The sequence below is a fragment of the Longilinea arvoryzae genome, assembly GCF_001050235.1.
Lineage (GTDB): Bacteria > Chloroflexota > Anaerolineae > Anaerolineales > Anaerolineaceae > Longilinea > Longilinea arvoryzae.
In genome coordinates, this window is record NZ_DF967972.1 from 3784944 (window position 1) to 3809779 (window position 24836).

The 24836-nt window shown below is 61.8% G+C and carries 16 protein-coding genes; 7 read left to right on the forward strand and 9 right to left on the reverse strand.

Annotation, left to right across the window (positions count from 1 at the left end; translation table 11 throughout):
- Positions 1 to 28: 28 nt before the first annotated feature.
- A complete protein-coding gene (locus LARV_RS17030) occupies positions 29 to 2473 on the reverse strand; it encodes a GH36-type glycosyl hydrolase domain-containing protein (RefSeq protein ID WP_075074767.1) in 2445 nt (814 codons plus the stop codon).
- A gap of 290 nt (positions 2474 to 2763) precedes the next feature.
- Here LARV_RS17030 and LARV_RS17035 point away from each other — a divergent pair, with 290 nt between their 5' ends.
- Entirely contained in the window at positions 2764 to 4374 is a 1611-nt protein-coding gene (locus LARV_RS17035) for an alpha-amylase family glycosyl hydrolase (protein WP_075074768.1), read from the forward strand.
- Between the two features lie 44 nt (positions 4375 to 4418).
- Complete coding sequence (locus LARV_RS17040) at positions 4419 to 4976, forward strand: ECF transporter S component (RefSeq protein ID WP_075074769.1); 558 nt, start codon at positions 4419 to 4421, stop codon at positions 4974 to 4976.
- 208 nt (positions 4977 to 5184) lie between these two features.
- Here LARV_RS17040 and LARV_RS17045 read toward each other — a convergent pair whose 3' ends face one another.
- The 3 genes from LARV_RS17045 to LARV_RS17055 all read right to left on the reverse strand — a co-directional run bounded on the left by LARV_RS17045 (position 5185) and on the right by LARV_RS17055 (position 8656).
- Positions 5185 to 6006: an energy-coupling factor transporter transmembrane component T family protein gene (locus LARV_RS17045; protein ID WP_075074770.1), complete on the reverse strand. Its 822-nt coding sequence runs from the start codon at positions 6004 to 6006 to the stop codon at positions 5185 to 5187.
- The gene (locus LARV_RS17050) at positions 6003 to 7754 is read right to left on the reverse strand and encodes an energy-coupling factor transporter ATPase (RefSeq protein WP_075074771.1); all 1752 of its coding nucleotides are present in this window, start codon (positions 7752 to 7754) and stop codon (positions 6003 to 6005) included. Before LARV_RS17050 ends, LARV_RS17045 begins: the two co-directional genes overlap by 4 nt.
- Positions 7755 to 7819: 65 nt before the next feature.
- The gene (locus LARV_RS17055) at positions 7820 to 8656 is read right to left on the reverse strand and encodes an alpha/beta fold hydrolase (protein WP_075074772.1); all 837 of its coding nucleotides are present in this window, start codon (positions 8654 to 8656) and stop codon (positions 7820 to 7822) included.
- A 149-nt stretch (positions 8657 to 8805) separates the two neighbouring features.
- Here LARV_RS17055 and LARV_RS17060 point away from each other — a divergent pair, with 149 nt between their 5' ends.
- A complete protein-coding gene (locus tag LARV_RS17060; RefSeq protein ID WP_075074773.1) occupies positions 8806 to 10434 on the forward strand; it encodes a PfaD family polyunsaturated fatty acid/polyketide biosynthesis protein in 1629 nt (542 codons plus the stop codon).
- Between the two features lie 85 nt (positions 10435 to 10519).
- Complete coding sequence (locus LARV_RS17065; RefSeq protein WP_172797907.1) at positions 10520 to 11251, forward strand: signal peptidase II; 732 nt, start codon at positions 10520 to 10522, stop codon at positions 11249 to 11251.
- 12 nt (positions 11252 to 11263) lie between these two features.
- Here LARV_RS17065 and LARV_RS17070 read toward each other — a convergent pair whose 3' ends face one another.
- On the reverse strand, positions 11264 to 11977 hold the full coding sequence (locus tag LARV_RS17070; protein ID WP_075074775.1) for a 4'-phosphopantetheinyl transferase family protein: 714 nt from the start codon (positions 11975 to 11977) through the stop codon (positions 11264 to 11266).
- Between the two features lie 61 nt (positions 11978 to 12038).
- Positions 12039 to 20348, reverse strand: coding sequence for a type I polyketide synthase (locus LARV_RS17075; protein ID WP_075074776.1), 8310 nt, complete (start codon positions 20346 to 20348; stop codon positions 12039 to 12041).
- A gap of 398 nt (positions 20349 to 20746) precedes the next feature.
- Between LARV_RS17075 and LARV_RS17080 the strand changes: the two genes are divergently transcribed.
- Complete coding sequence (locus LARV_RS17080; RefSeq protein WP_075074777.1) at positions 20747 to 21004, forward strand: GlsB/YeaQ/YmgE family stress response membrane protein; 258 nt, start codon at positions 20747 to 20749, stop codon at positions 21002 to 21004.
- 59 nt (positions 21005 to 21063) lie between these two features.
- On the opposite strand, the gene LARV_RS17085 is transcribed toward LARV_RS17080, so the two are convergent.
- On the reverse strand, positions 21064 to 21819 hold the full coding sequence (locus LARV_RS17085) for a DeoR/GlpR family DNA-binding transcription regulator (RefSeq protein WP_075075284.1): 756 nt from the start codon (positions 21817 to 21819) through the stop codon (positions 21064 to 21066).
- Positions 21820 to 21955: 136 nt separating this feature from the next.
- Here LARV_RS17085 and LARV_RS17090 point away from each other — a divergent pair, with 136 nt between their 5' ends.
- Positions 21956 to 23173: an MFS transporter gene (locus LARV_RS17090; protein WP_075074778.1), complete on the forward strand. Its 1218-nt coding sequence runs from the start codon at positions 21956 to 21958 to the stop codon at positions 23171 to 23173.
- Positions 23174 to 23241: 68 nt separating this feature from the next.
- Complete coding sequence (locus LARV_RS17095; protein ID WP_075074779.1) at positions 23242 to 23754, forward strand: nitroreductase family protein; 513 nt, start codon at positions 23242 to 23244, stop codon at positions 23752 to 23754.
- Between the two features lie 56 nt (positions 23755 to 23810).
- On the opposite strand, the gene bfr is transcribed toward LARV_RS17095, so the two are convergent.
- Both bfr and LARV_RS17105 read right to left on the reverse strand, forming a co-directional pair.
- Positions 23811 to 24278 carry a bacterioferritin gene (gene bfr / locus LARV_RS17100; RefSeq protein ID WP_075074780.1) on the reverse strand — a complete coding sequence of 156 codons (468 nt, stop codon included), beginning with the start codon at positions 24276 to 24278 and terminating at the stop codon, positions 23811 to 23813.
- Between the two features lie 144 nt (positions 24279 to 24422).
- On the reverse strand, positions 24423 to 24821 hold the full coding sequence (locus tag LARV_RS17105) for an OsmC family protein (RefSeq protein WP_075074781.1): 399 nt from the start codon (positions 24819 to 24821) through the stop codon (positions 24423 to 24425).
- Positions 24822 to 24836 lie beyond the last annotated feature (15 nt).

The window sequence follows — 24836 nt, forward strand, 5'->3', positions numbered from 1 at the left end:
ACCCTCTCCTCACGCGCCAGGGAACGGTTCACAGCAGAAAAGCGGTTACCTTTACCTCGCGCACTCCCACTGCCGGGATGGGGATCACATTGCCCTCCACGCCAGCGCCGTTCACTTCCAACCGCACCCGGTTACCCCGCCCGCGGCGTTCGATCCGGATGACGTAGCTCACCCCGCGATACAGGCGCCGCGCCTCGAACCCCTGCCAGGCAGCCGGAATGGCCGGAGCAATTTGCAAGCCATCCAACGTGGGGCGAATACCCAGAATCCACTGCGTGATGGCCACAAAATTCCAGGCCGCCGTCCCGGTTAACCAGGAGTTCTTGGCCTCGCCGAAGGACGGAGCATCCTTTCCGGCGATGGTCTGCGCGTAAACGTACGGCTCGCTGCGGTGAACTGCGCTGATCGCCTCGCGGGCCGAAGGATTGATGCGCATGTAATAGTCATAAGCTTGATCGCCGTGCCCCAGGCTGGCTTCGGCAGCCATGATCCAGGGGTTGGTATGGCAAAAGACGCTCGCATTTTCCTTGGTTCCCGGCGGGTACGAGGAAATTTCCCCCAGGTTAAGGTAATAGCGGGTGAAGGCGGGTTGGAGTAAAACGATGCCATGCTGCGTTGCCAGCCGCTCGCGCACCGACGCCAGGGCTTTTTCCGCGCGGCCATCCGTAGCCCCCAGTCCGGCCAGGACGCAGATGCCCTGCGGTTCGATGAAGATCTGGCCTTCCGGGCAGTCCTTCGAACCCACGCGCTCGCCCAGGGCGTCGTAAGCGCGCAGGAACCATTCTCCATCCCAACCGTGCTCCATGACCGTGGCGCTCATCTTCTGGGCCGAGAGCCGGTAGAAATCCGCGTCCGCGCGCCGGCCATACCGGCTGGAAAGCGCCGCCATTTCATTCGCCGCCAGCGCGAAGAGCCCGCCGATGAAGACCGATTCGGCCACTTTCCCCTCCCTGTTGGTGGTGGTTTGGAAGGATTGGCCGGGAGTATCCGAAAAGCAGTTCAAATTGAGGCAGTCGTTCCAATCGGCGCGCCCGATCAACGGCAGCCCATGCGGTCCCAGCCGGTCGATGGTATACCGCAGGCTGCGCTGCAGGTGCTCATAGAGGGGTTGTTCGCTGCCCGGTTGATTGTCGTAAGGGACGCGTTCATCCAGGACGCCCCATTCGCCGGTCTCCTTCAGGTAGGCCGAAACGGCCAGCACCAGCCACAAGGGGTCGTCGTTGAAATCGCCGCCCACATCGTTGTTCCCGCGTTTGGTCAGCGGCTGGTATTGGTGGTAGGCGCCGCCCGTGGGAAGCTGGGTGGCGGCCAGGTCCAGGATGCGTTGGCGGGCCTTGGCCGGGATCATGTGCACGAAACCCAGCAGGTCCTGGTTGGAATCACGGAAGCCCATGCCGCGGCCGATACCGGATTCGAAATACGAAGCCGAGCGCGACAGGTTGAAGGTCACCATGCACTGGTAGGCGTTCCAGATGTTGACCATGCGGTTGGTGTGCTCGTCGGGGGTGTTGACCTGGAAAGCGTCCAGCAACTGGTTCCAGTAGTGCTGAAGCCCGTCGAAGGCCTTCTCGACTTCATCCGGCTGCAGGTAGCGCGCGATGATCGGATGGACAGACTGCTTGTTGAGGGTCTGCGATCCGACCGGGTCGAATTTTTGCTCGGGCGGGTTCTCCTGGTAACCCAACAGGAAAGTCACTGTGCGGCTCTCGCCGGGCTGCAGGCGCAAATTCACCTGGTGCGAGCCGATTGGCGCCCAGCCGTGGGCGATCGATTCGCCGGATTTGCCCTCCTCCACGGCGCGTGGCCGGTCCCAACCCCGGTATGCGCCCAGGAAAGCCTCGCGCTGGGTGTCGAAGCCGGTTAACGCTTCGGAACAGGCAAAATAGGCAAAGTGGTCGCGACGCTCGCGGTATTCGGTCTTGTGATAGATGACGCTGCCTTCCACTTCGACTTCGCCGGTGTTGAAATTGCGCTGAAAATTGGATGCGTCGTCCAGGGCGTCCCACAGGCAAAACTCGATCGCCGAGAACAGCGAGAGCTGCGCGGGGCTGGACCGCCGGTTGGTGATCACCGCCTGCCAGACCTCCAGCGTCTGCCCCAACGGGACGAAATAGCGTACGCTGGCTTCGATGGCGCTGTATTGGGATGCAATGATGCTGTAACCCATGCCGTGCCGGCAGGAATAAGCTTCCAGTTCCGTGCGGGTCGGCTGCCAGGTGGGCGACCAGAAGGCTCCGGTGTCGTCGTCGCGCAAATAGAGATACCGCCCGCCGCAGTCACCGGGCACGTTATTGTAGCGGTAGCGCGTCAGGCGCCGCAGGCGCGCATCGCGGTAGAAGCAATAACCGCCGCCGGTATTGGAGATCAGCCCGAAAAAATCCTCGCAGCCCAGGTAATTGATCCAGGGCAGCGGGGTATCGGGATGCTCAATGACGTATTCACGCCGGATATCATCGAAATGGCCAAATTTCATAGGGTTACCTGAATGAGGAAATAAACCGGAGAAATTGCGATTCCGGAGAATTTATTCATTTTTCCATTTGTGGAAGCGCTCTCAATGTTGATTATACTCAAATTCTGCCAAAATACTATATAAAAATTGGGAGAAATGACTTAAAGTTTGTCAGGAATATTTCAAGGACATTTCCAATCAGCCCAAATACCTGTAAGGCAAACGAAACGATGTCGACAGCGCCGGGTTAATCATTTCTGGAGCCTGCCCGCGGGTATTTCCAAAAGGTATAATACGGGCAGGAGAATACAATGCCATCGAAACCTGCCTGGCTGGAAACAGCCGTCTTCTACCAGATTTACCCGCAAAGTTTCTATGATTCCAACGCCGACGGGATCGGCGACCTGCCGGGCATCCTGGCCAAACTGGATTACATCCAATCCCTGGGCGTCACCGGCGTGTGGATCAACCCGTGCTTCGTCTCGCCCTTTCAGGATGCCGGCTACGACGTCAGCGATTACTACCGCGTTGCCCCGCGCTACGGCACAAACACCGACCTGCAAAAATTGTGCGCCGAAGCCAACCGGCGCGGCATGCACATCCTGCTCGATCTGGTGCCCGGGCACACCTCCATCGAACACCCCTGGTTCCAGGCCTCCTGCAAACATGCCCGCAATCCGTATTCGGATTGGTTCGTGTGGACCGATTCGGTCTGGACGCCGCCCACGCCGGGTTTGCAGAACGTGCGCGGTTACGCCGAACGCCACGCCGCCTACATCACCAATTTCTTCTACTTCCAGCCCGCGCTCAATTACGGTTTTTCCGCGCCGCAGGAATCCTGGCAGCAGCCCGTGGACGCCCCCGGCCCGCAGGCCGTGCGCAAAGAAATTCGCAACATCATGCAATTCTGGCTCGACCAGGGCGTGAGCGGCTTTCGCGTCGACATGGCCGGTTCGCTCGTCAAGGGCGCGGGCGGCGACAAAGAAACCGCGCGCTTCTGGAGTGAAATCCGCGCCTGGCTGGACATTGCGTATCCCGAAGCCGTGCTGGTCTCCGAATGGGCCCAACCCGCCACGGCCATCCCGGCCGGCTTCCATATGGACTTCATGCTGCCCTTCGGCACACCCGGCTACATCGCCCTGTGGCGCAAGGAAGCCGGCGACGGCCCCAACAGTGATCCCTACGGCGCCAGCTACTTTGATCCCTCCGGGCGCGGCAATTTGGACGAATTTCTGGATAACTACCTGTTCCATTACAACCGCACCCGGGGCCAGGGGCACATCGCCATCCCGACCGGCAACCACGATGCCGGCCCGCGCGTGGCCACCGGCCGCAGCCTGGCGGAGACCGAACTGATCTACCTGTTCCTGCTCAGCCTGCCCGGCACGCCGTATATCTATTACGGCGATGAGATCGGCATGCGCTCACTGGAAGGGCTGCCCTCCAAGGAAGGCGGCTACCAGCGCACCGCCATCCGCACGCCCATGCAGTGGGACGCAACCGCCAACGCCGGTTTTTCAAGCGCGCCCGTCGACCAGCTCTACCTACCCATCGACCCCGATCCTTCCCGCCCGACCGTGGCCGCCCAGGAATCCGATTCCACTTCGCTGCTGCAGTGCGTGCGCAGGCTGGTCGCGCTGCGCAAGGCGCACCCGGCGTTGTGCGCCAGCGGCGATTTCGAAGTGGTCTACAAGGGCCCGGCCGGTTATCCGTTCGTCTTCCGCCGCGAGGCTGAGGGGGAGAGCATCCTGGTCGCGCTCAATCCATCCGCCCAACCCTGCGAGGTCGTGCTGCCGGCTGCAACGTTTAGCGCGACGCCCGAGGCGCTGCACGGGCTACCTCAACCCTTCAGTCGCACCAGCGACGGCTGGAAGCTCAGCCTGCCGGGGATTTCCGGGGGCATGTACCGCCTGTCAAAATAAACCCACTGACTGCCATTCTGTGTTTGATTTCTCTGGAGGAGAAGATGCCGCAAAATTGGACCCGTAAGATTGCCGTTACCGGTGCATTGAGCGCGATCGCCATTGTTCTCGGGATCACCGGCTGGGGACTGCTGCCCTGGTTCAGCGGGACCTCGGTAACCATCATGCATATTCCGGCCATCATCGGTGCGATTATCGAAGGCCCCATCGTGGGCGCCGCCATCGGCCTCATCTTCGGGATCTACTCGATGATCCAGGCTGCCGTCGCGCCCGGCGGCGCCGGCGACGTGATCTTCACCAACCCGCTCATCTCGGTCCTGCCGCGCATTCTGTTTGCCCCGGCTGCCTGGTTGGTGTGGCGCTCGCTCAAGCGCTGGCCCGTGGTGGGCATGATCGCCACCGGCGCAATCGGCAGCCTGCTGCATTCTGTCCTCGTGCTTGGTATGATCGGCCTGCTGGGGCTCTTCCCCTGGGCGTTGATCGGCGCGACCTTCGTGGCCAACAGCCTGCCGGAGATGGCCGTCGCGACTGTGCTGGTCACGGCCGTCACCGCTGCCTGGATGGGCATCGCCGTGGGCCGCAAGAAGGGCGCAGATTTGTAAATAAATGGAACGCGAATAAACATTCACCCCATAGAAACAGAACTCCTCTCACGAATTCTCGTTGAGAGGAGTTCTTCATTTCCTATTCAGGTATACCCGGATTCGATAATAGGCGGTTTGTTCTTTATCGCACGATCAGCATTTTCCTCCAAATTCAGCGCCTGCCCGCGAAGAGGATTCAACATTCAGCATTCTTCATTCAGCATTCTCATATCAGAATGATCCCCGCCGCCAGCGCTGCACATACGCTGACCGCAACGACGTCCCATCCGGTCAGTTGCGTGGCCATCATCATGCTGCGCTTGCGCGTGCTGCCGTAACCGCGCGCGTCCATGGCCAGCGCCATGCGCTCGGCTTTATTCAGGCTGGAGACGAACAGCGGCACCAGCAGCGGCAGGACCCGTTTGGCGCGCTGCACGAGATTCCCGGACCGGTTGGACCAGTCCACCCCACGTGAAGCCTGCGCCTTGACGATGCGCTCGGCGGCCAGGGCCATGAACGGGATGAAGCGCAGCGTGATCTGGGCCATCATGGTCATGTCCTGGGTCGGAATGTGCAGCCAGCGCAGCGGTTTGAGCAGCGCGTCCACCCCGTAGATCATTTCCGAGGTGGAAGTCGCCAGTGAAAACACGCTGATGCCCAGGATTAACACCGCGAAGCGCAGCAACAAAATGGCCGCTGCGATCAAATCCGAACCATAGATCTGCACCACGCCCCAGTGAATCATCAGCAATCCCTGGTTGGGCAGCGTATTGAAGAAAATGCGCAGCAGCGCCAGCAGCGTTAGAAAAGGCAGGGGTGGAACCAGACCGCGCAGCAGGTAACCCCACGGCAGGCCGGAAATGGCGATGACGACCCCGGTGGCAGCCAGGGCCAGCCCCAACCCGCCCAGCCGCGGCGCGAAGGTGGCTGCGCCCAAAAGCAGCAGCGCCGCCAGCAGCCTGGCGCGCGGATCCATGCGGTGCAGCGGCGAAACGCCCGGAACATACTGCCCGATGGTGACGCGGTTGAGAAACTCGAATTCGCTCACACCGCCTCCCTGGCCGTCAACCCGGCCATGGCCGCCACCAGCCCCTCGGTGGTGATGGCTTCGCGCGGCACGGGCCAACCCCGCGCGCGCAGCCGGTCGGCCACCTGCACTGCAATGGGCGCTTCGAGCCCCCAGTCGTGCAGCGCCTGGCCCTCGCAGAAAATTTCTGCCGCCGTGCCGGTGCGCACATCCCGGCCCTCTTGCAGCACGGTCACCCGCTCGGTGAGCCGCGCCAGATCGCCCATTTGGTGCGAAGAAAGCACTAGCGTCATTCCCTGGCGCTGAAATTCCTGCAGATGGCGCAGCACTTCGCGCCGCGAAAGCGGATCCAGACCGGCGGTGGGCTCATCCAGCACCAAGATCTGGGGCTGCAGCGCCAGCACCGAGGCCAGGGCCACCTTGCGCCGCTCGCCGCCGCTGAGCGAGTAAGTCAGCCGGTCCTTGTAGTGTTCGAAATCCAGGCCAACCAATTGCATGGCCCACTGCACGCGTTCACGCAACGCCGGCCGGTCCAGAAGCGGGCGCGGTCCGTAGGCGATCTCGTCGCCGATGTATTGTTCGACAAATTGGGCCTCCGGGTTTTGAAACACCAGCCCGACCACCTGGACCATCTGCTTGACGGTGACATTGGGATCGTTGAGGGAATGCCCTGCCACCTGGACGCTGCCCTTTTGTGGGCGTAGCAGGCCGTTGAAATGCTGTAAGAGCGTCGATTTCCCCGAGCCGGTCGCGCCGATCAGGCCGTGCACGGCGCCGCGCCCGGCGGTCAGGTTCACATCCACCAGGGCGGTGTGCGTCAGAGGGGTGTCTTTCATGTAGATATGCCCCAGCCCGCGCACTTCAATGGCCGCGTCGCGCTGCGGGTGGGTTTCGGGTTCGGGTAGGCGGCGCATTCTTTCGGCATCCTGCGGGTCGGGTATGGCGTCCGCCAGTTCTTCCGGCGTCAGAGCGCCCACCGGCACACCTGGGAACAGCTCTTCCAGCCCCTCGGCCAGGGCGGTCAGCGGTGGCAGCTCCAACCCCAGTTCGCCCAGCCGTCCGGGATCCGAAAAAACCTCGCGCGGGCTGCCGTCCAGGGCGATCTGCCCGCGGCTGAGCACCACCACGCGCTGCGCCAGGAGCGCCTCCTGCATGTAATGCGTGATGTACACGATGGTCATGCCCGCGCGGTTCAAACGCTGGACCATCTCCATCACATTGCGCCGGCCGGCCGGATCGAGCATGGCGGTCGTTTCATCGAAAACGATGCAGCGCGGGCGCATGGCCAGCACGCCGGCCAACGCCACCCGCTGCATTTGTCCGGCCGAGAGCAGGTGGGGCGGGCGTTTGCGTTCCTCCCACATCTCCACCGCGCGCAGGGCTTCATCCACCCGGCGGCGAATCTCATCCGAGGGCAGCCCGGCATTTTCCGCAGCGAAGGCCGTGTCGTCTTCCACGGTCGTCGACACCAACTGGTCTTCCGCCGATTGAAACACCATGCCGACGGTGGAACGCACGGCCGGCCAGTTTTTTCGTTCCCGGGTATTCAGGCCCATCACACGCACGCCGCCCTGGGTGGGCAGCAGCAGCGCGTTCATGTGGCGCGCCAGGGTCGTCTTGCCGGAGCCGTTCGCGCCAATCAAGGCGATGAATTCGCCGGCTTCGATGCGCAGTGAAAGGTCGCGCAAAGCCGGTTCGGCCGATTTTTCACGGCCGCTGTGAAAGAAGGTTACGTGATCGATCTCGATCAACGCCGGTTGGCTCGTCATGAGAAAGAAGGGAGTTCTCCAGGAGGTTGAATTCGCGACGGTGCGGCCGCCGCGTTTTCATTTTACTACGCCGCGGGCTGCAAAAAGTCCGGGAGCGCTGCCCGATTTACCCAGGCGCGCACGGTTTCCGCAAAACGCTCCGGCGCGGTCAGGCACCAGTTGTGCTCGGACGCCAGGGTTGCGTTTTTACCCAGGTCCACCAGCCGGACCGTCGCCTGGGGCAGGGCCTTCCCGAGGTCCAGGGCGGAGGCGCGCATGGCAGGGTATTCTTTCATTCCGGCCAGCGCCAGCACCGGCAGATCGGCTTTGTCCAGCCCCTGCGGCAGCCGGAAACGCTGGTTTTCCAGCAGCACGTTCGTGAAGCCAGCTTCGGTCATGGCCTGAAAATCGCGCTTGAACTGCGGAAAATAGGCTTCGGGCACGCCGGCGGCGTATTTCATGTTCAGGCGAATCCAGGCGTCGTTATTGCGAAACGGCGGCACCGAAACGCGGTACGACCAGCGAATCAGCCCCGGCGTGAGCATCCAGCCCCACCCCAGCGGACGCAACAGCGCGCTGCTCACGACGGCCGACGCCATCACCTCCGGCGCGCTAGCCAGCATGGCCACGGCTACCTGCGCGCCTTCCGAAAGCCCCACCACGTGCGCCCGGCCGCCCGGGATCCGGTTTCGGATCAACTCGGCCATCCGGCCGGCCGCTTCGGCAATGCTGAAGGGTTTGAGTGCGGCGCTGCCGCCGTGTTCGGGTAGATCCGGCGCCAGGCAGTGGAACTCGCTCAGTCTCTCGATCACCGGATGCCAGGTCCACGCTCCGGCTCCGCCGCCGTGCAAAAAGAGGATCGCGGGCGCATCCTGCGGTCCGTTGGTCTCGACGTGAAGGCCGTTAAAAGTGAAACTTTCCATGCTGTCAGCCTCTTTTTTTCTCGAAATAAAGCCCTTCGGTGATGAGATTGTAACATAAGCGCCCGCTAAACGACGCAACCATCCCATGGTATGCGGGTTATCAATGGATATCGTTATCCCCTTTACACGGATAGGAATCGCATATTCTCATGACATCGCAAACTTTCGCACCCCTTGCCCGGACCGGCGGTTTGAAAGGCCTGGCCTGGCAGGGATCACAGGACGTTTTGAAATTCGATGATAACGGCTGCGTCCAGGCGTTGTTAGCCCTGGAAAGCCCGGTCTGGGCCGTTTCGGCCAATGGACACACCGCCCTGACCGGCGCAGGCCAGTTGACCGTCGAGTCCGGCGACGCCGATTTGCTGGCACTGGCGCCGGCTGTGCCGCTCGAATCGTTGGGCGATCCGGCTTTCTGCACCACCTACGGCACGCGCTACGCGCTCTACGGCGGCGCGATGGCCAACGCCATCGCCTCTCTCGAGATGGTGGTTGCGTTGGGCAAGGCGGGCATGCTGGGTTCCTTTGGCGCGGCCGGGTTGTCGCCCGAACGCGTCGAGGAAGCCATCCGCCAGGTGCAGGCAGCGCTGCCGGATGGGCCGTATGCCTTCAACCTGATCAACAATCCTTTCGAACCCGCCATGGAATTGCGCGCTGCTGAACTCTACGTGCGCTACGATGTTCCCGCGGTCGAGGCCTCGGCCTATCTGGATATCACGCCCGGGCTGGTACATTACCGGGCTTCGGGCCTGGCGCGCAACGCCGATGGCAGTATCGCCATCCGGCATCACATTATTGCCAAGCTTTCGCGCAAGGAAGTTGCCCGGCGCTTCCTCTCCCCTGCACCGCAGGAGCTGCTAGCGAAGCTGGCCGCCGAGGGCAAGATCAGCCCCACGCAGGCCGAACTGGCCCGCCAGGTGCCCATGGCCGATGATATCACCGTCGAAGCCGATTCGGGTGGGCACACCGACAACCGCCCGCTGGTCGGGCTGCTGCCCAGCCTGATCGCCCTGCGGGATGAGCTGCAGGCCCAATTCCAGTATCCCGCGCCGGTGCGCATCGGCGCCGCCGGCGGCATCAGCACGCCGTCCGCCGCGCTGGCCGCCTTCATGATGGGGGCCGCCTACGTGGTGACCGGCTCGGTCAACCAGGCCTGCGTCGAAGCCGGTTCCTCGGCCCACACCAAGGCCTTGCTGGCGCAGGTCGAAATGCCGGACGTGACCATGGCGCCCGCCGCAGACATGTTCGAGATGGGCGTCCGGGTGCAGGTGCTCAAACGCGGGACGCTCTTCGCCATGCGCGCCTCGAAGCTCTACGAACTGTACACGCGGTATAACGCCTGGGAAGAGGTGCCCGCCGACGAACGCAAGAAGCTGGAAACCAGCGTATTCAAACGCACCTTCGAGGAGATCTGGTCGGATACGGTGCAGTTTTTCCGCGAACGTGACCCACGCATGATCGAACGCGCCGAGAAGGACCCGCGCCAGAAGATGGCGCTCGTATTCCGCTGGTACCTGGGACTGTCCTCGCGCTGGTCCAACCGCGGCGAGCCTGGCCGCGAGATGGACTACCAGATCTGGTGCGGGCCGTCCATGGGCAGCTTCAACGACTGGGCGCACGGAACCTATCTGAGCGAGCCTGCCAACCGGCATGTGGCCGATGTGGCGCTGCAAATCCTGACCGGCGCCGCCTACCTGGCGCGCCTGCGCGCGCTGGCGCTGCAGGGCGTGCATTTACCGGCCAATCTCGAACAGTACCGGCCGCAGGGGCCGCTGGCCTGATCCTTCCGGCGAATTTGGTTGAAAACCGGCGTGACATATGTGTGTCATGCCGGTTTTCTTTCAAAAATCGGTTATGATCGAGTCCATGCGATTCTGGCAACGAACCAAAACCATCCTCGTCTTTCTCATCGAATGGAGCACCTTCCTGCTGCTCGAAGCCGTTCTGGGGCGTCTTTTCCGGCCGTACGCGCTCGTTGCGGGCCTGCTGGCGCTGATTTTCTTCCTGCTGGCGGGAATATTCTTTTCAGGGCTGGCGCGCCGCTTCCAGGGAAGGTACAGCCTGCTCGCCCTCGTCCCGATCGGCGTCGGCCTGGCCGGGTTGGATCAGATCTGCAAGCTGCTCGTCAACGCCCATCTGGCGGAAGGGGGGCGCATCCCGGTGCTGCCGCCCTGGATCGCGCTGGGCCACGAACGCAATTACGCCAATTCCTGGCTGCTCAATTCACTGGGAGTCGAAAATGTAAATAAAGCCTGGCTGATTCTTTTCAGCCTGGTGATCCTGGGACTGATCGGTTTCTTTTATGATTATTACATCGCGCAGCAGCGCGGCGGTTTCTGGCCGGCGGCTGCCTTTGTTTTCCTATCCGGCGGGGTGCTCAGCGCGCTGGTCGATCAAACCATTTGGGGGTTTGCACTCGACTTCGTCGGACTGACCCATCTGGTGACCGCGGACCTGAAGGACATCGATCTCACCCTGGGCATCGGCTGCCTGCTGGCCGAGGCGGTCAGCAATCCGCGCATTCGCTGGCGTCTCGACCCGCACCAGGATCTGCGCGACCTGCGCGCCTATCTTGAAAGCCGCAAACGCCCGTCCTGAAACGAAGCCGGTTTACTCCCATTGGATCTCTTCGATCCGGGCCGGCTTCGGGTCAAAGTTCGGTGCGCAGGCCGCCAGCGTGCAGACGAAATCGCCCGCTTCAAACCAGCCGGCCCACCAGTTCAACCCCACACCCCTCGCGCTGCGAATTTGCAGCCCATTCCAAATATCAGCATCCTGATGATTGGCTATGCGCAAAATTTCAACCGCGCGCGTATCCATTCGTAAACCCTGCCCAAGCGCCTTGAGCATGGCTTCCTTGGCGCTCCACACCAGGACCGTATCGCGTTGGCGCTGTTCACCCGCAACCAGCGCCTGCTCGGCCGGCGTGAAATAATCCCGCACAAAGGCTTCCGTGCGCGGCTCGACCTGCTCCAGGTCGATGCCCAGCCCGACGTCAGAGGCGGGCGTCCAGGCGCAGGTCGCCCGCCCACTTCGGTGACTGATCGATAGGCAGCCCGCCAGGCGAACGCCGTCCAGACAGGCAAAGGGCTGGCCGTTGGCCGCGTTGGCCACGCTCCAATCCTTCAGTGGAAGCCTCGCCAGCACGCTGTGAACCTTCCGCAGCAGCTTCTTGGCCGTCCAGCGTCCCAGCAGCCATTCTGCCCGCCGGCGTGGGAAACGCATTCCCGCCAGCCGCTCCAGTTCCGCAGCGGACAGAAACTCCTCCGGCGGCGGGGGTGGGGTGCTTGCCTGGGCCCAATCGATTTCAATGGATTCGGACATAAGCAGGTTCGAGAGGCCGCCGCAGTCGAATGACCGCGGCGGCCCAATGGATGGATCTCGGTTAATTTCCCTGAACCAGGGTCTTGAAGGGCTGGATCACCTCGTCCTCCGCGTGGTATGGCAGTGGGCTGGTGCGGTAATTTTCGACCTCAAGATAGACGTGTCCTTTGGCATCCACCACCCGCGCGTCGAAGGACAGCTCGCCCTCCGGAGACTGAATGGGTGAGACCTCGGCATAGATGGCCGCGCCGTTGGTCTTTCGTTTGTAGATGCGCAGTTGCCCGATCGAACTTGGCAGCGCCAGTGTGCCGGTCAGTCCGGCCTCCCACGCGCCGGCGGTTTGCAGGCACAGCTCCAGCAGAATGGGCGTGCTCGACAACGCGTCTTTTTGTAAGGTGATGGGCGGCAGGTCGCGTTGCAACTTGCCCAGCACAACCTCGCCCGAGCGCTGCACACCGGCCAGCACCTGGAAGGACGGCCCGTGGAAGTAGAGTTTATAGATCTCCTCGGCCGGTACGGTATAGGCTCCGTTCCAGTGCGGGGGTTCGGTGTTCAGTTCGTCTACCGCTGCCAGCGGCTGCAGGATGACCCGGCCGGAAAAGTGGCGCATATGCTCGACGGTCTGATTGTGCAGCAGCATATCCGATTCCAGCACCACCTCGGCCACCAATCCCTCCGGCACGCGCACGGCCCGCGCTTTCCAGGTCGAACGGCGGGGTTGGTTGCGGTAGAACTTGAACGGCGCCAGGAACTGGATATCCTCCAGGCGGGTCACATCGAACCCGGCCCTGGCCGATCCGAGCACCGAGGCGATGTGTTTGGCCGCCACCGTGAAGCCTTCGATGCCCATCACCCCCGGCAGCACCGGGGTGCCGTTGAGCGCATGGTCCTTCAGGAAAGGCTCACTCGTTGGATCCAATTCCGCTTCCAGGAGCACGCCTTCATTCAGGCTCATGCCGGCCACCCGGCTGAGCATGGTGTGGATGGGATCGCCGGCCCGCAGCGCAATATTGGCCTGTTCGAGGTCCAGGCCGCCCTCCACACTCTCAGGCGTTTCGAGTGCGCCCAACGAACCGGCCAGCACCACCTCGCTATCGGCGCCGGCCAGCAATTCGGCGCGCACCAGCGGAGCAGCCTGGCGCGGATCGAGCATCTCGATGCCAGCCATCTGCATCAGACGCGGAATATAACCCCGGGATGCCATGCCCACCTCAGCCCAGGCGCCCCAATCCAGCGCCGCAGCCCGGATTTCGGGATGCTCGGCATGGATGGCCGCCGCCATGCGACCGGCCAGGTCATTGGCCGCGCTGTAATCGGTCTGCCCGGTGTTGCCAAAACGCCCGGCCACCGATGTAAAGACCGCCACGAAGCCCGGCAGCGCTTTGTGAGCTTCCAGCGTCTTCCACAGGTTGAAGAAGCCGCCGGCCTTCACCGCCACCACCTGGCGGAATTCATCCGCCGGTTTGCTCTCCAGCTTGCGGCTGTGATCGATCCCGGCGGCGTGCACGAGCACGTCCACCTTGCCTTCCGCGGAAAGCACCTGCTGCACGGCCTGCTCAACTGCCTGCGGATTCGTGACGTCGCAGGCAAGATAAACGGCCTTGCCGCCCGACTTTTCGATCTGCGCCATCGTCTCCAGCGTGGCAGCCGCGCGTTCGATGGCCGCCAGTCTGGCTTCGACTTTCGAAGGCGTGGCGCGTTCTCCGGACTCACTCAGCCGGCGCACGATCTCGCCCTTGAGGGCTTCGCGTCCGGAACGCAGCAGCGTCAGCTCCGGATCCTGGGCCGAAGGCAGGGCCGAACGGCCCAACAGGTAGAAATGTCCGCGGTTTTCCCGGGCCAGATCCTGCAGCACCGGGGCGGTGATGCCGCCGCTGCCGCCCGAAATGACGAACACGCCATTTTCGGGCAACCGGGTTTGAGGTTCAGGCAGCGCCTGATCCACCAGCGCGACCCCGAAGCGCAGGTCGCCTTCCCAACCCACCTCGACGACAGCCAGATCGCGCAGGGTCTCCTCGATCAGGCAGCCGGCCACGGCCGCCGGGCTGCGGTCGCTTTCGAAATCGACCACCTTGACGGCCATCGATTCACGTTCGCGCGCGATGGCCTTGGCCAGTCCGCGCAGCCCACCGCCGGTCACGGTTGCCATTTTTTGCGGGCCATAACCGTGCAGCCCGCCCAGGCGCGTGCCACACACCAGGAAAGCCGTCTCGGGCAGGTTACGCAGCAGTGTTTCCAACGTGAACAGGCGCGATTCCAGGTGCAGATTCCAGTCTTTCAGCCCCATTTCGCTCAACGTCGGTTCCACATCCAAACCCGGCAGGAAATAAACGCCGCTGAAAGGACCCTGCGCTGAGAGCGCGGTTACCTTCCGCTGCATTTCCTCAGCCGAGGTAGCCACCAGCCGAGTCACGTGCACCTTGAGCGCGCGCAACTTGCGCGCCAGCGCATCCGCGACGCCGCTCCGGTCGGCCACCACCAACACCCGGCTGTCCTCGCCCAATTCGACACCTGTCGGCAGGCACAGGCCCGGTTTCGGGCGCAGCACGGGGACAGGGACGCGGCGGCGGAGTGAAGCGGGAGGGGTGATGTCTGAGACGCGAGTCGGGACGCGTGACTCGTGATTCGCCTCATCACTCATCCCCTCATCACTCTTCACCTCTTCACTCTTCACCCCCTCTTTCACAAAGTTCATCACTTTTGCCAGGGTGTTGTAGTCCGACAGGCGCAAATCTTCGCGGCGCGGGATGCCGTAATGCTCGCGCACCGCGGCAAACAGTTCAGCCTGCTTGACCGTGTCAATGCCCAGGTCGGCTTCCAGATCCAGGTCCAATTCCAGCATCTCGGTCGGGTAGCCGGTTTTCTCGGAGACGAGTGAGAGCAGGTAGGTTTGAATATCCGAGTCGACAACAGGTGACGGTTCTTCTTCGTTCTGAGTGACTGGGTTCTGAGTTGCAGTGGAAGACAAAACAGTTTTCTTTTCTTCCTCCGAACGCATCGACACCGAACTCAGAACTGCTTTTCCCTCCTCACTCTTCACCCCCTCTTTCACAAAGTTCATCACCTTGGCCAGGGTGTTGTAGTCCGACAGGCGCAGGTCTTCGCGGCGCGGGATGCCGTAGTGCTCGCGCACTGCAGCAAACAGCTCGGCCTGCTTGACCGTGTCGATGCCCAGGTCGGCTTCCAGGTCCAGGTCCAACTCCAGCATCTCGGTCGGGTAGCCGGTTTTCTCGGAGACGAGCGAGAGCAGGTAGGTTTGAATATCCAAGTCGACCATCGGTGCCGGTTCTTCATTGTTCTGAGTGACTGGGTTCTGAGTTGCAGTGGAAGACAAAACAGTTTTCTTTTCTTCCTCCGAACGCATCGACACCGAACTCAGAACTGCTTTTCCCTCCTCACTCTTCACCCCCTCTTTCACAAAGTTCATCACCTTGGCCAGGGTGTTGTAGTCCGACAGGCGCAGGTCTTCGCGCCGCGGAATGCCGTAGTGCTCGCGCACTGCAGCAAACAGCTCGGCCTGCTTGACCGTGTCGATGCCCAGGTCGGCTTCCAGGTCCAGGTCCAGTTCCAGCATTTCGGTCGGGTAACCCGTTTTCTCGGAGACGAGTGAGAGCAGGTAGGCCTGAATATCCGAGTCGACAATGGATGATGGTTCTTCTTTGTTCTGAGTTACTGAGTTCTGAGGTGCGGTGGAAGAAAAAACAGTTTTCTGTTCTTCCTCCGAACGCATCGACACAGAACTCAGAACTGCTTTCTCCTCATCACTCTTCACGCCCTTCGCCGCCCACAGCGTCGGGCCCTGACCGAACTCCCACTGTGATTTACGAGGTTCCTGTTTCGGCTGGCCCTGATCGCGTACACGCAGGGTGTGCTGCACGATTTCGGTCTCGACCTCCGGGTACCCCGCCACGGCCGCCATCCACCGCCGGTGAACGGACGCATCGATGCGCTCGCCCACGCCCGGCACCCTGCGCAGCAGCGACATGGCGATTTGTGAGCCAAAGCCGGCTCCCAGCCGCAGGGCATATTCGGGTTCGTACTTCCCGCCGTGCGAGAGGTTTAGATCGCCCAGGTCGGGGTCGGGCTCGAAACCGTCCCCGATGTTCGCGATCGGCGGCACGATGCCGGTCTGCAGCGCCTTCGCCGCCACCACATCCTCGACGCCCACGCCCATGGTGTGACCGGTAAACCCCTTGGTGTTCGAAATGATCACCCGGTTGGCTTGCGCGCCAAAGGTGCGGCGCAGCGCCCAGATCTCGGCCGACGCGGATCCCCCCCGCGCCGGGGTGTAGGTTTCATGCGACATGAACATCAACCGGCTGGCCATCTCGGACCGTTTCAGGCCAAAGCGCCGCTCGGCCATCGCCACCAGCCGTTCCATCACCTCGCTGATGTGTTGCACGTTCAATCGCGAGCCGTGGTAGGCGCTGTTCGCAATCTGAGTGGAGAGCACTTCGCAGATCGCGCGCACGCCGCGTTCGCGGGCGGCGTCTTCACTTTCCACCACCAGCGCGGCCGCACCCATGCCCATGATCATGCCATTGCGCCGCCGGTCGAAGGGCAACGCCGCCAGGCGCAGACTCTCTTCGGTCGTCGTGGCGCCGCTGGCGAAAAGGCCGGTGCCGATCCAGTTCACCGCGTTGCCGTCCGTCACATCATCCCCGGCAATGACCACCACCCGGCGGCAGCGCCCGGTGCGGATCCAATCCTCGGCGATATTCACGGCATGCGTGGTGGTGGAACAAGCCGCGTTGACATAGGTGTTCGGTCCGCGCGCGCCGATATACTCGGCAAACTGCGAATGTCCCATGGCCAGGATGCGGAAAATGAAACGCCGGTCGAAATGATAATCCAGCTTTTCAAGCTGCGCTTCCAGTTCCTGCACGCGCCGCGCCAGGGCCTGCTGCAGCTCGGCCTGCGCCGGGAACTTGCCCTGCAGGTCGCGCAATTCGGTGATTTGATTGTTGAGGGACTGGTACTCGGAGAAGCGTGCCGATTCTTCCGCCAGGCGTTCGATGCCCGGAAACGCCGACGCGAAAATCACACCGGTTTCATCCGCCAGCGGTTCCGGCAGCATCCAGCGGTCGGGCAGCGCCGAGCCGGTGCTGGTACGCTTATAGCGCATCACCAGTGGAATACCCGCGTCGCGCAATGCCTCGATGCCGGCGGCGATGGCCAGTTGGGTGGAAATGTCGGTCGCCTCCACGCGGTCGCGCGGCACGCCGAATTCCTCCGCCAGGTCGAAATCACCGCTTTGGCCGGCCAGTTTGATGGTCTGGTCCAGCGAATCGATGGTCACCATCTGCGCGCCGGCTTCGCTCTTCACCAGGCGGGTGACGCGCCGTTCGAGCATGCCCCTGCGCTTTTCGTCCGACAACGGCTCGATGAACTGGTCGCCGCGCAGGATGCGGTCGACATTGTCCGCTTCGAAAACGTGCTTTCCACGCCCCGGCAGGCCCAGCCCGGTGCCCGTGATGACCACCGAACCGGTCAGCGGCAGGCGCCCGTCCGAAATGATGGCCGGCTGCGGTTCCGGCGCAGCCGTGATCTCCACCGGCAGTTCGCGTTTTTCAGCAGAAGCGCGCGGCCCCACGCCCGCCGCATACAGCCCGCACAGCGCCTCATTGAAACTGGTGCGTGCGCCCTTGCGCGGATGGTTGGTGGCCACGATGGTGACATCCTCTTTGCCCTTGAGAATATCCGTCGCCAGCGCGTTCAGCACCCGCTTGGGGCCGACCTCGGCAAACACCCGGGCGCCCTGGTCATACATCGTTTCAATGCCGCGGATGAATTGGACCGGCGAATAGACCTGTTGGGCCAGGGTATCCAGGATTTCTTCCTTACCGGTCGGGTAAAGCCCGCCCGTCACATTTGCAATCACCGGCAGGCGCGGCTGCCGGATATCCATGCGCGCAATGACCCGGCGCAGCGGGTCGCTGGCCGGCGCCACGATCTGGGTATGGAAGGCATGCGAGACCGGGATCTTCACGGCCTGGAATCCGGCCGACTGGAAGGCTTCCAGGGCGGCATCCACCGCGGCCGTCGCGCCACCGATGACGGATTGCTGCGGGCTGTTGATGTTGGCCAGCACCACGTAACCGTCAATGGTCTTGAGGATGCGTTCCACCTCGCTCAGCGGCGCGGAAACAGCCGCCATGCAGCCATTATCGGCCATCGAGACTTTCGTCATTTCCCGCCCGCGCGCGCTGACCACCTCCAACGCTTCGGCAAAGGTCAGCACGCCGGCTGCCACCAGGGCGGCGTATTCGCCCAGGCTGTGGCCGATTACCAGGTCGGGTTCGAAGCCGAACTTGCGCATCAGCCGCAGCAGGGTCACGTTGGCCGTCAGCACGGCCGGTTGGGTGATCTCGGTGTTCTTCAGGGCATCTTCAGCGCGCTTGATCGCCTCCGGGTCGCCGTCCACGTAGATATAGCTGGTCAGCGGCTTCCCCAGGATGGGCGTCATGACCTCGTCCGCCTCGCGGAAGGTCTCGGCGGCCAGGGGCTCGACCTCACACAGGTCCTTCAGCATGTTGACATACTGGCTGCCCTGACCCGGGAAAAGGAAGGCCAGTTTACCAGCCTTGCCGCTGCCACGGTAGACGGCGTGCGCGCCCAGGGCGTTCCAGGCCATGGGGGTGTCGTTTTCGAAGGCCTTGAGCGTTTTCTCGGCGCGCTTGATCAGCTCTTCGCCATTTTCAAAGTCCATTGCCAGGCGCTCACTGCGGGCCAACGCCTCGGGAGCGGGAACATTCTGCCCGGGGAGTTTCCCCTGGCGGGCATCTTCCAGCGTCTTTTCGAGGGCGGTCCTCAAATCAGCCGTCGAATCGGCGCTCAGGAAGAGCAGACCGCGGTAAAAGGCCGGCAACGTTTCCGGCGCGGCCGGTCGAGCTGCTTCGGCGGGCGTTTTTTGAATCTCGACCGCGGGAAGGATGATTTTGTCGCTGGTCAACATGCCGGGGATATGCTCCTCCACAACCAGGTGAAAATTCGTTCCGCCGAAGCCAAACGAACTGATGCCCGCCCGGCGCACATCTCCGGGCTTTTTCTCCCAGGGGCGCGCCGTGGTATTCACCCGAAATGGCAGGTGAGCGAAATCGATATTCGGATTGGGATGCTCGAAGTTGACCGACGGCGGCAGCACCTGTTCGTGCAAGGCATAGATCATCTTGAGCAGGGCGGCCGCGCCGGAGGCGCTTTTCAGGTGTCCGATGTTGGATTTGACCGAACCCAACGCGATTTTGCCGACCGGCAGTTCCAGCGGACCGAACACCGCATTCAGGCTGCCCACCTCGACCACATCCCCCACCCGGGTGGAGGTGCCGTGGCCTTCGATCATTGCCGCTGTGCGTGGGTCGACGCCGGCGTTCTTCCAGGCGCGTTCGATGGCGCGCTGCTGTCCGATCGGATTGGGCGCGGTGATGCCTTTGCCCTTGCCGTCGCTGCTGCTGCCCACCCCGCGGATGACCGCGTAGATGCGGTCGCCATCCCGTTCGGCGTCCGCCAGGCGTTTGAGCAGGAAAATGGCCGCGCCTTCGCCCATGACGAACCCATTGGCTCCGTCAGCGTAGGGGCGCGATCCATCCGGGCTGAGTGCGCCGATCTTGCTGAACTTGACGAATGCCTCGGGCCCCATGTTGCGGTCCACACCGCCGGCCAGAACGGCGTCGAAATACCCGGCCGCCAACCCTTCCATCGCATTTTGGATGGCCGCCAGCGAGGAGGCGCAGGCCGCGTCGGTGACGTAGTTGGCCCCCGAGAAATTGAATACGTTGGCAACCCGCCCGGCGATGATGTTGGATAGCTCGCCGGGCATGGTATCTTCGGTCACCGGCCGCAGGCGCGCATCGATCTCGGCCCTCAGGCCTTCGAGCAGCGCACGCTGGACATCCGCCGGCAGGCTGCGAAAGGCTTCCGTCTGCGTCAACGCGTCGGTATACTCCGGCACGCGGATGCGAAAGCTGGACATATAGTGATATTCGCCCGCCAGTGCGTTTCCCAGAATCACGGCCACGCGCGCCGGATCCAGCGGGCGCTGCGGGTAGCCGTAATCACTCAGGGCCTGGTGACTGGCAGCAATCGCCCATTGCTGGGCCGGGTCCATCTGGTCCAGCAGGCGGGGCGGGATGGCGATGCCCATTTTGAGCGGTTCGAGGTGGAAATCACGCACCCACGCGCCAATCTTCGAGTAGGTCTTATCCGGCTGGTGCGCATCCGGATGATAATACAAATCCACCCGCCAGCGTTCCGGGGGTACTTCGGTGATTGAATAACGGCCCGCCTGGATATTACGCCAGAAGGATGCCACGTCCGGAGCATCCGGCAGGATGGCTCCCAGGCCAACGATTGCAACTGCTTTGGGGTCGAGCATGAGTTTTCCTCCGTGCGGTCAGCGCACCGCAGGATCACGTGCGCCGGGGATTGGCTTTGCGATTCCACCCGGGTTCCAAACTGAAGCAGGTTTCCAGCAGAAACAGGTCTTCCCTCCAATCTGCCCCCATAGCAGGTTGGTTCGAGGACGATCCGTTCGATTCACGATCCAAATTTGGAACCGGCTGTGCCCGAAGATCGGATTCGATCGCAGAATGGAGCCCAGCAGGTGGCAGGCAAGTCTCTAGAGAGTGTAAACACCGCTTTTCGCCGGAGGTTGCTGGTTGATATGGGGCTTTCAGGTTAAAGAAATACTTTACTTTAATCTTCGAATGCTACAATTAACCCAATTGATCCTTCAACGGAAATTGCCGTACAGTTGGCAAAAGGAGGTAAAGGATGGGCCTGTTATCCTGGGTACTTTTTGGCGCACTGGCCGGTTGGGTCGCCAGCATCGTCACCGGACGCAATTCGCGAATGGGCTGCCTGGCCAATATCGTCATCGGTGTGCTGGGCGCCATCATCGGCGGGTTTCTTTACACGCTGCTCACCGGAAACGGAATTTCTTTTGGTTTCAACTGGCTGAGTTTCATCGTTGCAGTCATCGGCGCTTCGCTGCTGCTGGTCATTACCGGCTGGTATGGGCGCCGCCGCTGAACGACAATTCAAAACGAAGACGTAAAACAGCCGGCTCATCGCCGGCTGTTAGCTTTTGACTAACCCTGCACAATCGTGAGTCCGAGCCTGCGGTAGTCGTCCAATACCGGTTCTGGAAGCCCGGTTTCCGTGACCAGATGAGTCAGCGCGCTGATCGGCGCAACTACAAAAGGAGCAGCCGTGCCCAACTTTTCCGCCGAGACCAGGGCGGCAACTTCGGCCGAACTCTCGATCATGGCGCGCTTGACGTAGGCTTCTTCACTGTCAGGCACACTCAAACCCACTTCGGGGTGCAGGCTGCACACTCCCAGCATGCACAGGTCGGCGCGGATTTGTTTGATCGTTTCGATGGCTGCGGCGCCAATCGCGACCTGCGAGGATTTGAACAACCGTCCACCGACCACGATCACCTCGATGGCGCCGTACGCCGCCAGGGCTGACGCCACCGGCGGGCTGTTGGTGACGATGGTCGCGTGCAAATCCGGGGGCAGGTTTTGAGCCACCAGCAGCGTGGTCGTTCCCCCGTCCAGGATGATCACCTGGCCGTCCCGCACCAATCCCGCAGCCGCGCGGGCGATGGCCAACTTGGCCGCGGTCGACTGCTGCTGGCGGGCGCTGAAAGGAACCGTCGCCGGCGAAGCCGGCAGGGCGCCGCCGTGAACCCGTTGCAGCAGTCCGGCTGCGGCCAGTTCACGCAGGTCGCGCCGGATGGTATCTTCGGATAGTTCGAGGTCGGCGCTCAACTCCACCGCAACCACCTTGCCATCCCGGTGCAGCCGGTTGAGGATATATTGCCTTCTTTCTGCTGCCAGCATATTTTCGCGTTTTTGCATTGATCTCTGATAACCTCTTGATTAAAGCTCGATTTCGTGCAATAATGCGCACATACATGCAAATTCGTGCAACCTCATTTTATAATCCCATTTGCTCTTTGTCAATAGCGAGGCGCGTTTGAAAAACACACAATCCATCGGCATCCTTTCGCTGGCATGCGCGAGCTTCTTCGGTCTGGGCGTTATCACCGCAGCGGTTGGCCCGTCGCTGCCCAACCTGGCGGGCAACACGGCCAGCACGTTGAGCGCGGTGGGCAGCCTTTTCACGGCGCTGTTCTTTGGCGCGTTGGCCGCCCAAAGTTTCACCGGCCTTCTGCTCGACCGACTGGGTCCGCGCTGGCTTATCCTGAGCGGCCTGCTGGTCATGGGCACAGGCATCCTGGGGGTATCATTGGCCCGTTCCCTGCCCCTGGCGCTGGCCTGCGCCGCGTTTGCCGGTTTCGGCCACGGCATCATCGATGTAGTGATGAACGTCTCCATATCCGACCTGTTCCCGCAAAAACGAGCCTCGGTGCTCAATTTACTGAACGTGTTCTACGGCATCGGCGCTTTCATCGCGCCGGCCGTGGCCGGCTACTTCCTGCGCCTCTCCAACAATTCACTGCCGGCGCTCCAACTCGGCGCCGGTCTCGAACTGGCCTTGATTCCACTGTCCGTGTGGCTCTTTCGCGCCCCGACCTTCGCCCGATCCACCGCCCAATCCGCGCAAAGCAGTCAGAGTCTCCTAAGGTCGCCCGCGCTCTGGCTGCTGGGAATGCTGCTGCTGCTTTACGTCGGCACCGAAAACGCCGCCGGCGGCTGGGTCAGCACCTACCTGCAGCAAACAACCTTTCTGGCAGCGGCTACCGCGGCCCTGGGCGCATCCGGCTTCTGGCTGGCGCTCACCATCGGACGCGTGGTCGGGACTATCCTGGGCGCTCGCTGGCAGGCGCGCAGCCTGCTCGCCGCCAGCCTGGGGGTTGCCTTTTGCGGCGGACTGCTGATCAGTCTCAGCACCGGTCACGTGGCGCTTTCGGTCCTGGGTTTCCTGCTGCTCGGTTTTGGCTTTGGGCCGGTCTTTCCAACCACCCTGGCCATCACCACCGCCGCGTTCAGCCAATCCTCCGGCGCAGCCGCCAGCCTGGTGGTGGCCATGGGCAGCATCGGCGGCATGATCATCCCCTGGCTGCAGGGCATCCTGCTCGAGAACAGCGGCCCGCGCGCCGGGGCGCTGCTGCTGCCATTGGGCGGGCTGCTCATGCTGGGTTGCACGGCCGCAATCCGCCGCGCCCGGGGAAAAGCGGGGTTTTCCTCTTCATCGTTCGCCAATATATCGGGTGGGGATAAAATGGATTAGGATGGAATCGATTCCATCTTTAAGGTCGTTTTTTACCCGAATTTCCCGTTCACTTTGTGAGGAATCCCATGCAAGTTTCTGAAGCGATCCGACTCAAACGCGCCGTGCGCGAATTTCAACGCGTACCCCTCGAGGCCGAACACGTTCACGCCATCCTCAATGCCGGACGGCGGGCGCAGTCGTCCAAGAATTCTCAGCCCTGGCAATTCATCGCCATCCAGGACCACCAGACCCTCCTGGCGCTCTCGAAATTGGGCCCCTACGCCGGGCACCTGGCCGGAGCCGCGTTGGGTGTCGCCATCGTCCATCCGGATCCGGCCGAGCGTTTCCAGATCCTGTTCGATATTGGCCAGGCGGCCGCCTATATGCAACTGGCGGCCTGGGAATGGGGCATCGGTTCCTGCCCGGCCAGCATCTACGAACCCGATCAGGCCCGTGAGCTACTCGGCTTTCCGGCAGAGATGCACCTGCGCTTTTGCATTTCCTTCGGCTATCCGTTGGAAAGTGAGCGCTTAACGCAACCGCCCAGACCCGGTGGTCGCCAGACTTTTGAGCAAATCGTCCATTGGGAGCGCTGGTAAATGCAGGCCTGCGCCGCTGAAAATTTCAGCGGCGCAGGATTTACTTCAAGAAATAATTATCCCATCTGCTGGGCCAGGTAGTTCTGGATACCCATTTGATTGATCTGGTCGAGCTGGGCCTCGATCCAATCGATGTGGGCCTCTTCGTCCTTCAAGATCGATTCGAACAATGCGCGTGAGCCGTTATCCCCCAGACTGGCGGCCTGTTGGACAGCCGTATTGTAGGATTTAACCGCGCCCAGTTCCGCGACGTGATCATTCTGAAGCTGATCGAGCACTTCGGCGCCGACATGCATGGGATTGAGTTTGCTCACCACCGGCTTCCCTTCCAGGAAGAGGATGCGGGCGATCAGCATTTCAGCATGCCGCATCTCCTCGATGGCCCGTTTTTCGATTACATTATGCAGGCGATCGAGGTTCCAGTTGGCGCACATTTCCGAATGGACGATATACTGGTTCACCGCAGTCAATTCTTCCGCCAGTTGCTCATTCAGCGTTTCCAGAATTTGATCGTTGCTTTTCATCCCGCACCTCCTTTTCCGGTAGATTAAATCCAGTATAACGATCCATAGATGAAGTGTCAATTTTTATTGGATTTTTCTGATATCCATACTCAAAAATCCCCTTCTTTTTAATAAAGAAGGGGATTTTTTCGGAATACCGCTAAATTATTCCACGACCTGAGTAAAAACATTAAATCGGGGTGGATTCTCGAGCGTCTTTTTTACCTTACATTGATCGGCCGCGCGGATCAAAGCGTCGTAATATTTTTGCGGAAAGCTGGGTGGAACCTGGATTTCAAGGTCGATGATATCCGCCATGCCGTTCATTGGATTGGAATGGACGCGCTCGATGATCCGAATGCCTTCCGTGGGCAAACCCCGCTGCTGGCAAAAACCCAGCACGTAAATACCGGCGCAGGTGCCAATGGATGAAAGGAAAACTGCGAAAGGCGTTGGCGCTGATCCGGCCCCGCCGCCCATGGGAGGTTGGTCCGTTTTTACATCATACGGCCCAAAGTGAGCGTCAACGCGGGCGCCGCCGGGGAAGTCGATTGTCATTTCCATGAATTCCATCTCCTG